Here is a 12782-nt window from a genome sequence, read left to right as displayed (position 1 = left end):
GAGTTCAAGCGACGGCAACGACGTCGAGGATGCGTTGCACCACACGGTCCTGGTCGATGCCAGCCGCTTCGGCTTCGAACGACAGGATGATGCGATGGCGCAGTACGTCGAACAACACCGCCTGGATATCTTCCGGGCTCACGAAGTCCCGTCCGGCCAGCCAGGCATGGGCGCGGGCGCAGCGGTCGAGGGCGATGGAACCGCGGGGGCTGGCGCCGTAGGCGATCCACTCGGCCATCTCTGGGTCGAACTTGGCCGGGGTGCGTGTGGCCATGACCAATTGCACCAGGTATTCCTCCACCGCATCGGCCATGTACAGGCCGAGGATTTCTTTGCGCGCGGCAAAAATCGCCTGCTGGCTGACGCGGCGTTCGGGCTTGGTTTCACCATTGAGGGCTTCGCCACGGGCTTGTTGCAGGATGCGCCGCTCCACGGCGGCGTCCGGGAAGCCGATCTTGACGTGCATCAGGAAGCGGTCGAGCTGGGCTTCGGGCAGCGGGTAGGTGCCTTCCTGCTCGATGGGGTTTTGCGTGGCCATCACCAAAAACAGCGGCGACAGCTCGTAGGTGCTGCGTCCTACGCTGACTTGGCGCTCAGCCATGGCTTCGAGCAAAGCCGATTGCACTTTGGCCGGCGCCCGGTTGATTTCGTCGGCCAGCACCAGATTGTGGAAGATAGGCCCTTGTTGGAACACGAAGCTGCCGGTTTCCGGGCGATAGATCTCGGTGCCGGTGATGTCGGCGGGCAGCAGGTCTGGGGTGAACTGGATACGATGGAACTGCGCTTCGATACCTTCGGCCAGCTCTTTGATGGCCTTGGTCTTGGCCAAGCCTGGCGCGCCTTCGACCAGCATATGGCCGTCGGCGAGCAGGGCGATCAGCAGGCGATCAATGAGTTTTTCCTGGCCGAGAATCTGCGTAGAAAGAAAGGTTCGCAGCGCGAGCAGCGCTTCACGATGTTCCATCGATGACGGTTCCTGGAGAGATGAGCCTCTACGTCATGCAGCAAACGTCGGGCTGGGGCGCCTACTTTAATGCATGGCGGGGGGTGGCGACTAACGGCGCGCGGGGTATTTTCAGGAAAACTTGTAGGAATTTTGTTTAGGAAGCAGGAATGGGGTGAGCGGGCTTGTCCGCTCACCCCGGATGCTTCAAGGGCATGGCACCCCGATTTTCCATTCTTTGCCCCATTGTGCGGAGTAAAGGTCTGGCGGCTTGTTCTGGCTATAGAAGTTATGTTCGTAGACCTTGTCTTTGTACAAGACTTTCTCCCAGGCGGTCTGGTAGGTCTTGGTCGGCGACCACGCCGGGGTGTTTCTGCAGTCATCGGAGTCCGATGCTGCTTTGACGGTGATCGGCCGGTCCAGCCTTAGCGTACCTCCGCGCCCGTCACTGACCGCCACGCTGATGGTCGCGCGGGTGTCGCTGCTGACCGGGCGGGCAGTCACGCTGATGGTGCGGGTATTGAGGGCGGTGGCGGTGAGGACGGTTGGGAGCGTCCAAGCGTATGTCATGGGGTCGCCATCCGGGTCGCTAGTGTTAGCGGTGAAATTCACGGTTTTGCCCGATTCGACCGTCTCATCGCCCTGCAGGCTGCCCACCGGCGGCCGGTTGACGGGGGCGCTGGCGTTCACTTTGACAGTGTGGCTGGCACTGGCGCTGGCGCCGCGTGCGTCGGTGACGGTCAATGTGATGCTGCGCGTACCGTCCGTGTTTGGCGCGACGAGCGTAGCGGTCGGCTGCGTCGACGTTGACGGGGTAAAGCCCGATGCGGTCCATGCATAGCGCAGGTCCTGGCCGGTGGACGAAACGCCCGACACTTGCAGCTGCTTGCCGGCTTCAACCGTGGATGGCGCGGTGATCCTGGCGACAACGGGTGATTCGCCACCGCAGGTGCCCAGGCGACGCCAGGGTTTGGCGGCGCCGGTTTCAACAAAATTCAGGTCCGGGCGTGCGCCCTGGGACCAGTGCGCGACCTGATAGTTGTAACCGCTGTAGGAGACTTTTTCGCTGACATTGGAATACGCCTTGGTGGCGACCCACGCGGCGACGCAGTCACCGACCGGTGGCGTTTCGGTGGCTTTGATCGTGAGGTTTTCGACCAGCGTGATGCTGCGTGTGCCATCGGACACCAGCACTGATATCGACGTGCGCGTGTCGACGGGCATCACGGGTGCCGCCAGCGCAATGGTCGGCCCCTCACCGGTCGCGGGCGTGAAACCCGTGGCAGTCCAGCGATACGTCAGCGGTTTGTTAGTGGGTGATTCGGCGTAGACCTGCCCGGTGAATGCCGCGCCCGACTTTACCTCTTCGGGCAGGGCCAGGCGGCCGGTGGGCGGCTGGCCTGCGCCGTCGGCGAGCAGTTTCTTGATCGCTAAATCCAGGTCGGGCTGCACGCCGATCTCGGTGCGATTGCCGTTGGCCTGTGGGTAGCCGGTTTCGACGAGGATTCTGCGCAGTTCCTTGGGCGGGATGTTGCCCAGCCCGTTGGCTCGCGCCACGCCTTGTAACGACGCCATCACCCCGGCAATGATCGGGTTGGCTGACGAGGTGCCGCTGTACGTGTGGCTATAGCCGGTGGTGGGGTTGGAAGCACTCCACGTGGTCGTGGTCACGGAACCGCCCCAGCTGAACACGTCCACCCGGCTGCCGTATTGAGAGAAATACGACCTCAATCCGGTCTTCGGCTCGACGGCGCCGGCATAGACACTGCCGGAGTCGAATATGTTGCGATCGAACCAGCCGTTGAAGTAGGGGTGATCAAGATTGATGTTGCCGTTCGCCGCCGCCAATACCACGTGCAAACCTTTTTCCTCTGTCATGAAGGTGATGATGTCACGGACGGCCTTGCTGTACTCAAGGGGCATGAAGCAATCGGCGGCGCAGCCTACGCCGGGCAATGTCGCATATTTGAAGTGCACGCCTAACTGTACGACGTCGCCTGGACGGGAGCCCTCGGCCAGTTGCAGCAGTCGTGAGTCGCCATATTGGGTGTAGCCCAACTGCGTCTCGGGGACGATGCCGGTGGTTCCGAATCCATTTTCCCTGGAGGCGATGGTGCCGACGCTGGCCGTGTCATGGGCGCCAACGACGGCACCCTGGCTGATTTCCAGAAAAGGCTTAGGCAAGTCCAGATGGTTGTAGGACCAATGACTGATTTCCGAAGAAACTACTCGCATGTTTTCGCCCTTGCCGCCAGGAATTTTCCAGGCTTGCGTAGCATTTACACCGCCTATTCTGTAGGGCGCTAGCGCAGTCCTGTCATACAGATAGCCTTGGCGAGCAGTGTGGTCCGGGATGTCACTACGCAGGCTTTCCATCGCCGGCGTGCCGTTATCGTTTTCCATTCCATCGACCTGCGGCTCGAAGTCGACGTCTTCAATCGCCGGGTCCTGCTTGAGCTTCGCAGCCAGTGCCTGGGCCTGGTCAGGTGTCAGGTGCTGGGTGTCGATAATGTAATAGCGGTCAAGTCGATGCCGCTGCAAGGCCTGAAATCCCTCCAGCGTACGCGTCTTGGAAGGCGGCACCAGCGCCTTGATGTTGGGTACATGGGTCTGGAAGGTACTGGACGGGTCGTAGGTGTCCTGGAAATGCCTCGACGTCGAGCCATCGTCCTTGAGCAGCAGGACCAGATGTGAATAACCAGCGTTGGCAGGCGCTGCCGACAACGCCGAGGAAGCCGCGCCCAAAAGGACGATGGCGAGAAGCTTGCTGATGGATTTCATCGGAGCACCTGTGCAGTCACCGTGATTTCAATCAGCTAAGGCGCAAAACCGAAGGCGGGATACTGTTAGAAATAACAGTCACGACAAACGGTCAAGGCCCTCGATCTTGACTGCGCAGGGGGTTGAAGGCCCCGGTTTCAGGCGCGAACGTAGGTGCCAGTGCCCTTGAGGATGTTCTGCAGGGTTGCTTCCACTTCTGCCATATCTGCCACTGCTGTGGCGTGGCTGATCTCCAATTTATCCTTGCCACCGAGGGCGTCGGCATCGCCGGCGGCCAGTTCCACGGTCAGGGTCGTGTCGCTCAGGGTGATTTTCAGGCCATCGAGGGTTGAAGGCCCGTAGTCCCAGGTGAGTTCCACTTCGTCTTCATCGGGGTAGCGGGTCAACATGAACATTTCGCCGTTCTTGCCGTGGCAGCAGAGCATGGCCATGTTGTCTTCTTCGTCGTCGCACGGTGTGGCCATCAGGGCGTCGGTTTTGATTTGCAGCATGGGGAATCCTGTCTGGGGGAGGGCATCGCGTGGGCAATTGTGCCATTGCCGCGAATTTTGTGCTTCTTCCTGTGTCAGACTCAGGGCATGACCTGGCATGGAGAATCAGTCATTTTCGACACTCACCCCCGAACAAACAGGCGGTTTTTTCACCCGAAATCACGGGTTGCCCAAGTTGCAACCGCGAGCCTGCTTACCGATGACCGAATATGTCGCAGCTTCGCAAGCAGCGCGCTTCCCTCAGTCGTTAAGCTGCGCAACGGATGCATCTCTCGTTCCACAGCCTGCCAGGCGTCTGACCTGCCCGTCGTACCGTCACCCGGCAGGGTGCGCATCTTATGGAAGTTGTATGTGACCTCATTGTCTTGTCCAGCTTCACCCTCCTGTCATCCTGATTCGTCTATGGTGCTTTAGTTACCGGCGAACAGAGCTGACGGTCTCCCCGCAAGGGGATAACACGCGACGCTTCCATCAATAACAAGCCCAAGCGGAGTACCACAGATGGCGTTCTTCACCGCAGCCAGCAAGGCCGACTTCCAGCATCAACTGCAAGCGGCACTGGCGCAGCACATCAGCGAACAGGCACTGCCACAAGTGGCGCTGTTCGCTGAACAATTCTTCGGCATCATTTCCCTGGACGAACTGACCCAGCGTCGCCTTTCCGACCTGGCCGGTTGCACCCTGTCTGCCTGGCGCCTGCTTGAGCGCTTTGATCACACCCAGCCACAAGTGCGGGTCTACAACCCCGATTACGAACGTCATGGCTGGCAGTCGACCCATACCGCGGTCGAAGTGCTGCACCATGACCTGCCGTTCCTGGTGGACTCGGTACGTACCGAGCTGAACCGTCGCGGCTACAGCATTCACACCCTGCAAACCACCGTGTTGAGTGTGCGTCGTGGCAGCAAAGGCGAGTTGCTGGAAATCCTGCCGAAAGGCACGCAGGGCGACGACATCCAGCAAGAATCGCTGATGTACCTGGAAATCGACCGCTGCGCCAACGCCGCCGAACTGAACGTGCTGAGCAAAGAGCTTGAGCAGGTTCTGGGTGAAGTGCGCGTGGCCGTGGCCGATTTTGAACCGATGAAAGCCAAGGTCCAGGACCTGCTGGCCGGTATCGACGCCAGCCAGTTCGGCATCGACGGCGAAGAAAAAGCCGAGATCAAGAACTTCCTGGAGTGGCTGGTGGGCAACCACTTCACCTTCCTGGGCTATGAAGAATTCGTGGTACGTGACGAGGCGGACGGTGGTCATATTCAATATGACGCCAGTTCCTTCCTCGGTCTGACCAAGCTGCTGCGTGCTGGCCTCACCGCCGATGACCTGCGCATCGAAGACTACGCTGTGTCTTACCTGCGTGAACCGACCGTGCTTTCGTTCGCCAAGGCTGCGCACCCAAGCCGTGTTCACCGCCCGGCCTACCCGGACTACGTGTCGATCCGTGAGATCGATGCCGACGGCAAGGTCATCAAGGAACATCGCTTCATGGGCTTGTACACCTCGTCGGTGTATGGCGAAAGCGTGCGAGTCATTCCGTACATTCGTCGCAAAGTGGCCGAAATCGAACGCCGTTCGGGCTTCCAGGCCAAGGCGCACTTGGGCAAGGAGCTTGCCCAGGTCGTTGAAGTACTGCCCCGTGACGACCTGTTCCAGACCCCGGTCGACGAGCTGTTCAGCACTGTGATGTCGATTGTGCAGATTCAGGAACGCAACAAGATCCGTGTGTTCCTGCGCAAAGACCCGTACGGTCGTTTCTGCTACTGCCTGGCCTATGTGCCGCGCGACATCTATTCCACCGAAGTGCGCCAGAAGATCCAGCAAGTGCTGATGGATCGCCTGAAAGCCTCGGACTGCGAGTTCTGGACCTTCTTCTCCGAGTCCGTACTGGCCCGTGTCCAGTTGATTCTGCGGGTAGACCCCAAGAACCGCCTCGACATCGACCCGCTGCAACTGGAAAAAGAAGTGGTGCAGGCCTGCCGCAGCTGGCAGGACGACTACTCCAGCCTGGTGGTGGAAAGCTTCGGCGAAGCCCAGGGTACCAATGTGCTGGCGGACTTCCCGAAAGGCTTCCCGGCCGGCTACCGCGAGCGTTTTGCCGCGCATTCAGCCGTCGTCGACATGCAGCACCTCAACAGCCTGACCGAAGCCAACCCGCTGGTGATGAGCTTCTATCAGCCACTGGGCCAGGTCTCCGGCCAACGTGAGCTGCATTGCAAGCTCTACCACGCCGACACCCCGCTGGCGCTGTCCGACGTACTGCCGATCCTGGAAAACCTCGGCCTGCGCGTGTTGGGTGAATTCCCTTACCGACTGCGCCACGCCAATGGCCGTGAGTTCTGGATCCATGATTTTGCGTTCATCGCCGCCGAAGGCGTGAACCTGGATATCCAGCAGCTCAACGACACCCTGCAAGATGCGTTCGTGCACATCGTCCACGGCGATGCCGAGAACGATGCGTTCAACCGTCTGGTGCTGACCGCCGGCCTGCCATGGCGCGACGTCGCGCTGCTGCGTGCCTACGCCCGTTACTTGAAGCAGATCCGCCTGGGCTTCGACTTGGGTTATATCGCCAGCACCCTGAACAACCACACCGACATCGCCCGCGAGTTGACCCGGTTGTTCAAAACCCGCTTCTACCTGGCGCGCAAGCTCACCGCCGATGATCTTGAAGACAAGCAGCAACGGTTGGAGCAAGCGATCCTCACGGCCCTGGACGACGTTCAGGTACTCAACGAAGACCGCATCCTGCGTCGCTACCTGGACCTGATCAAGGCCACCCTGCGTACCAACTTCTACCAGACCGACGCCAACGGCCAGAACAAGTCGTACTTCAGCTTCAAGTTCGACCCGCGCGCCATTCCCGAGCTGCCTAAGCCGGTGCCGAAGTTTGAAATCTTCGTGTACTCGCCACGGGTCGAAGGCGTGCACCTGCGCTTTGGTAACGTCGCTCGCGGCGGCCTGCGCTGGTCCGACCGTGAAGAAGACTTCCGCACCGAAGTGCTCGGCCTGGTAAAAGCCCAGCAAGTGAAGAACTCGGTGATCGTACCGGTGGGCGCCAAGGGCGGCTTCCTGCCGCGTCGCTTGCCACTGGGCGGCACGCGGGATGAAATCGCGGCCGAGGGTATTGCCTGCTACCGCATCTTCATTTCGGGCCTGTTGGACATTACCGACAACCTCAAGGACGGCGCCCTGGTGCCGCCGGCCAACGTCGTGCGTCATGACGACGATGACCCGTACCTCGTCGTCGCAGCGGACAAGGGCACCGCGACCTTCTCCGACATCGCCAACGGCATCGCCATCGACTACGGCTTCTGGCTGGGTGATGCGTTCGCATCCGGTGGTTCCGCCGGTTACGACCACAAGAAAATGGGCATCACCGCCAAGGGCGCGTGGGTCGGTGTGCAGCGTCATTTCCGTGAGCGCGGCATCAACGTGCAGGAAGACAGCATCACCGTGGTGGGCGTCGGCGATATGGCCGGTGACGTGTTCGGTAACGGCCTGTTGATGTCCGACAAGCTGCAACTGGTCGCAGCCTTCAACCACCTGCACATCTTCATCGATCCAAACCCGAACCCGGCGACCAGCTTCGTCGAGCGTCAGCGCATGTTCGAGCTGCCGCGTTCGGCCTGGACCGACTACGACACCAGCATCATGTCCGAAGGCGGCGGTATCTTCTCGCGCAGCGCGAAGAGCATTGCCATTTCGCCGCAGATGAAAGAACGCTTCGACATCTCGGCCGACAAGCTGACCCCGACCGAACTGCTGAACGCCTTGCTCAAGGCGCCGGTGGACCTGTTGTGGAACGGCGGTATCGGTACGTACGTCAAGGCCAGCACCGAAAGCCACGCCGATGTCGGCGACAAGGCCAACGACGCGCTGCGCGTCAACGGCAACGAACTGCGCTGCAAGGTGGTGGGCGAGGGCGGTAACCTCGGTATGACCCAGCTGGGTCGTGTGGAATTCGGCCTCAATGGCGGCGGTTCCAACACCGACTTCATCGACAACGCCGGTGGTGTGGACTGCTCCGACCACGAAGTGAACATCAAAATCCTGCTCAACGAAGTGGTGCAGGCCGGTGACATGACCGACAAGCAACGCAACCAGTTGCTGGCGAGCATGACCGACGAAGTCGGCAACCTGGTGTTGGGCAACAACTATAAGCAAACCCAGGCCCTGTCCCTGGCTGCACGCAAGGCTTACGAGCGAGCAGCTGAGTACAAACGCTTGATGAGCGACCTGGAAGGCCGTGGCAAGCTGGACCGCGCCATCGAGTACCTGCCGACCGAGGAGCAGCTCGCCGAGCGCGCCGCCAACGGCAAGGGCTTGACCCGTCCGGAACTGTCGGTACTGATCTCGTACAGCAAGATCGACCTCAAGGAAGCATTGCTCAAGTCCCTGGTGCCGGATGACGAGTACCTGACCCGTGACATGGAGACCGCGTTCCCACCGAGCCTGGTCGCCAAGTTCGGCGAGGCCATGCGTCGTCACCGCCTGAAGCGTGAGATCGTCAGCACCCAGATCGCCAACGACCTGGTTAACCACATGGGCATCACCTTCGTTCAACGACTCAAAGAGTCGACCGGCATGAGCCCGGCGAACGTGGCCGGCGCTTATGTGATCGTGCGCGACATCTTCCACCTCCCGCACTGGTTCCGCCAGATCGAAGCCCTGGACCACCAGGTCTCCGCTGACGTGCAATTGCAGTTGATGGATGAGCTGATGCGCCTGGGCCGTCGCGCTACGCGTTGGTTCCTACGCAGCCGTCGCAACGAGCAGGACGCTGGGCGTGACACCGCGCACTTCGGTCCGCACCTGGCCGCACTGGGCCTCAAGCTCGACGAACTGCTGGAAGGACCGACCCGCGAAGGCTGGCAGAAACGCTATCAGGCTTACACTGAAGCGGGCGTGCCGGAGTTGTTGGCGCGTATGGTTGCAGGCACTACTCACCTGTACACCCTGCTGCCAATCATCGAAGCCGCTGACGTAACCGGGCATGACGCCGCCGAAGTGGCCAAGGCCTACTTCGCCGTAGGCAGCGCTCTGGACTTGCCATGGTACCTGCAGCAGATCAGCGATCTGCCGGTGGCCAACAACTGGCAGGCTGCGGCTCGCGAAGCGTTCCGCGACGACGTGGATTGGCAGCAACGGGCGATTACCATTTCTGTCCTGCAAATGGCCGACGCGCCACAAGACATGGAAGCCCGCGTGGCCCTGTGGCTTGAGCAGCACAAGGACATGGCGGATCGTTGGGTGGCCATGATGGTGGAGATTCGTGCTGCGGTCGGTACGGACTACGCCATGTATGCGGTCGCCAACCGTGAGTTGCTGGACTTGGCCTTGAGTGGGCCGTCGGTGCTGCAACCGGCTTGATTTAGCGCCTGAAACAAAAGCCCCTGCATTGTGAGATGCAGGGGCTTTTTGTTGGAATGCCCTTTATCAAACACCCCAAAAACTGTGGGAGGGGGCTTGCCCCCGATAGCAGAGTGTCAGCCAGACTCTTCATGACTGGCCCACCGCTATCGGGGGCAAGCCCCCTCCCACAGTTTGATCTCGTTTTATCTGGAGATTAATGGTGTTTCAGCAACTTGGCTTCCAGGTGATCCAGGTGTTGGGTCATCAGCGCCACGGCGGCACTTGAATCCCGCTGCTCAACGGCATCCACAATCGCCACATGCTCCTGCCACGCGCAATACGTGCAGGCTTTTGCTTCGAATTGGGCAATGATCAACGACGTCAACGGCACCAGGCTGTTGAGGAACTGCGCCAACGGACCATTCCCCGCCATCACCGCCAGTTGCAGGTGAAACTCCCCCGACAAGCGAATCGCCGGCCCACGCTGGTCGTGTTCAATGCACTCGCGTTCGCGAGCAATCAACTCGCGCAGTTGGCGTATCTGCGTCGCCGTGGCCTGCGCACACGCCAGTTGCACCACGGTGATTTCGGTCATGCGCCGTGCTTCGAGGATCTGCCGTGTCTGCTGTGCGTCCGGTGCCGCTACTTGAGCGCGCTGGTTGGGACGCAGGATGATCACTTGCTGATGAGACAGCTTGGCCAATACGCGGCGAATCACACTGCGGCTCACGCCAAAGGTTTCACCCAGGCTTTCTTCTGTAAAGCGGCTGGCCGGGGCGATGCGTTGTTCGAGGATCGCGTCGAACAGCCGTGGGTAGATGTCATCCACCGTTGGCTTTTTACCGGCTACCAGGCGCAGGGCGGGGAGGAAGGGCTCGCGGTGCAGGGCGTGGGCGGTCATGGTCGTCTCCAAAAAGTCAGCTGCCCAGATGGTCGTCCGGGATGTTCAAGCGAATGCCCATGCGCAGGCCTTCCTGAAGGATGTGCTTGCGCATTTCTGCGCTGGCCAGGGCGCTGTTCTTGTTGCGGATGGCGCGCACCACCGCGTCGTTTTCCTGCAGGCGCTCGGCCAAGTGTTCAGGAGAGTTGCGCAGAACCTGGGCGCTTTGCTTGAGGGCGTTGCTGGTCTGTTGCACCACGTTCTGGAAAATCGGGTTGGACGTGAGCGCAAAGAGTTCTTCGTGAAAGCCGATGTAGGCGTTCATGCCTGCTTCGGCGTCACCAGCGTCGAGCGCCTCGCGCATGTCCATTAGGGTCAAGCGCAATTGGCCGACTTCCTTGCTGCTGATGGACTGGGCCACAAGGCCGACGATGAAGGGTTCGAGGGTGTAGCGCAGTTGCAGGAGGTCTTCGAGACTGGCGTCGGCCACGGCGTCGCTGGATTGGGGTTCACTGACGCTGGTTTCGAGCACGACCACGCCTTTGCCGGGCATGGAGCGCACCAGGCCGAGGGTTTCCAGCACGATCACCGCTTCGCGCAGGCTGGGGCGGCTGATGCCCATCTGTTCGGCCAGTTCGCGCTGGCCGGGCAACATTTCGCCCCGGCGCCACTGACCTCGCGCCAGGGCGGCGCGGAGTTTTTCTACGACTGAATTGACGACCGTTGAGGTGCTGATCACGTCGATACTTCCTTAATGTTGCTAATACAGTCATGTGGGAGGGGGCTCGCCCTCGATGGCGGTGGATCAGTTACAGATCTATCAACTGACCGTCCTCATCGGGGGCAAGCCCCCTCCCACATTAGCCAGTGTTGCCCATGAGACAGCGTTAGAATTCCTGGTGGGCCGGCAGCACCGGTTTCTTGGCCTGGAAGGCATACCCTTGCTGGCCGTCCAATACCTTGTTGGCGCGCTGGATATCGATGTCTTTTTCCCAGCGTGCGATGGCCACGGTGGCGACGCAGTTGCCGATCAGGTTAGTCAGTGCGCGGCCGATGCCCATGAACCAATCCACCGCCAATACCAGCACCAGGCCCACTACCGGAATCGCCGGGATTGCTGTCAGCGTTGCCGCCAGAATTACCAGCGCAGAGCCGGGAATCCCGTGGGCGCCTTTGGAGGTGATCAACGACACGAGCAGGATGGTCAGCAAGTCAGTCATCGACAGCGGTGTGCCGGTGGCGTTGGCGATAAACACGATGGCCAGGGTCAGGTAGATCGAGAAACCGTCGAGGTTGAACGAATACCCCGTTGGAATCACCAGGCCCACGGTGGAGCTACCAATGCCCAGGTGTTCGAGTTTGCGCATGACCTGCGGCAGCACGGCATCGGAGGAGGCGGTCCCCATCACGATCAGCAGTTCTTCGCGCAGGTACTTAAGCAGCGGCAGCATGCGCAGGCCCGACAGGCGCATTACCAGGCCCAGGATCAGTCCGACGAAGGCAAAGCAGGTCAGGTAGAACAGGCCAACCAGGCTGCCCAGGTGTTGCAGGGAGTCCAGGCCGTAAGTGCTGGTGGTGAAGGCAATCGCGCCGAACACACCGATTGGCGCCAGGCGCACGATCATGCCCATGATGCGGAAGATCACGTGGCTAAGTTCATTGATCAGCCGTGTGATGCCTGAGGCCGCTTCGCCCACCAGGTTCAGCGCGCTGCCAAACAGCACCGAGAACAGCAGCACTTGCAGCACGTTGTTGTCGGCAAAGGCGCCGATCACCGAGTTGGGGATCAGGTCCATCAGGAACTGGCTGGTGCCCTTGATGTGCTGGCCCTTGTCGGCCAGTTCATTGAGGCCGGCGGAGGAGAGCTGCTCCAGGTGGATATTGGCACCTTGGCCGATACCGGTGCTGAAGGCCATGACCAGGCCGATCACCAGGGCGATGGTGGTGAGGATTTCAAAGTAGATCACCGACTTGAGGCCGATTCGTCCGACTTTCTTCAAGTCGCCGGCGCCGGAAATGCCACTGACCACGACGCAGAACACAATCAGGCCAATCAGCATTTTGATCAGCTTGATAAAGCCGTCACCCAGGGGTTTGAGTTGCGAGGAGAATTCGGGAAGGGCCAGGCCGCAGATGATGCCAAGCATCAGGCCAATTACGACTTGCAGGAAAATCGAACGCGAGCACCATCTGAGCATGGGAGGGATCTCTATTCGGTGCCCTGGTGGTTCCAGGGCTTAATTGTTGTGGTCATACCGGTAAGTCCAGTGCGGGGCCAGTCTACGCCGGGTTTTTTCGAAATCACAAGTCATTATTGGTTGATTGACAAGTCCCG

The 12782-nt window shown here is 60.3% G+C and carries 7 protein-coding genes; 1 reads left to right on the top strand and 6 read right to left on the bottom strand.

All coding sequences use genetic code 11. The features are described 5' to 3' along the window. Positions 1-4: 4 nt before the first annotated feature. The 3 genes from ACEN2T_RS21870 to ACEN2T_RS21860 form a co-directional block, all read right to left on the bottom strand. Positions 5-964 (bottom strand): AAA family ATPase, encoded by a 960-nt coding sequence (locus tag ACEN2T_RS21870; RefSeq protein WP_017739127.1) that lies wholly within the window; start codon positions 962-964, stop codon positions 5-7. Positions 965-1150: 186 nt separating this feature from the next. After that, positions 1151-3724, bottom strand: a complete 2574-nt coding sequence (locus ACEN2T_RS21865) for a S8 family serine peptidase (RefSeq protein WP_442117522.1) — start codon at positions 3722-3724, stop codon at positions 1151-1153. Between the two features lie 137 nt (positions 3725-3861). After that, entirely contained in the window at positions 3862-4215 is a 354-nt protein-coding gene (locus ACEN2T_RS21860; RefSeq protein ID WP_032887204.1) for a hypothetical protein, read from the bottom strand. A 501-nt stretch (positions 4216-4716) separates the two neighbouring features. Here ACEN2T_RS21860 and ACEN2T_RS21855 point away from each other — a divergent pair. Then, entirely contained in the window at positions 4717-9585 is a 4869-nt protein-coding gene (locus ACEN2T_RS21855; protein WP_032887202.1) for an NAD-glutamate dehydrogenase, read from the top strand. 196 nt (positions 9586-9781) lie between these two features. On the opposite strand, the gene ACEN2T_RS21850 is transcribed toward ACEN2T_RS21855, so the two are convergent. The 3 genes from ACEN2T_RS21850 to ACEN2T_RS21840 all read right to left on the bottom strand — a co-directional run bounded on the left by ACEN2T_RS21850 (position 9782) and on the right by ACEN2T_RS21840 (position 12660). Then, positions 9782-10468 carry a GntR family transcriptional regulator gene (locus ACEN2T_RS21850; protein WP_442117521.1) on the bottom strand — a complete coding sequence of 229 codons (687 nt, stop codon included), beginning with the start codon at positions 10466-10468 and terminating at the stop codon, positions 9782-9784. A 16-nt stretch (positions 10469-10484) separates the two neighbouring features. Continuing rightward, positions 10485-11186 (bottom strand): FadR/GntR family transcriptional regulator, encoded by a 702-nt coding sequence (locus ACEN2T_RS21845; protein ID WP_095184588.1) that lies wholly within the window; start codon positions 11184-11186, stop codon positions 10485-10487. Positions 11187-11334: 148 nt separating this feature from the next. Continuing rightward, on the bottom strand, positions 11335-12660 hold the full coding sequence (locus ACEN2T_RS21840) for a C4-dicarboxylate transporter DctA (protein ID WP_177326439.1): 1326 nt from the start codon (positions 12658-12660) through the stop codon (positions 11335-11337). Positions 12661-12782 lie beyond the last annotated feature (122 nt).

Source organism: Pseudomonas sp. W22_MBD1_FP4 (genome assembly GCF_052113765.1).
Classification (GTDB): Bacteria; Pseudomonadota; Gammaproteobacteria; order Pseudomonadales; family Pseudomonadaceae; genus Aquipseudomonas; species Aquipseudomonas sivasensis.
This window is presented reverse-complemented; position numbering and strand designations above follow the sequence as displayed.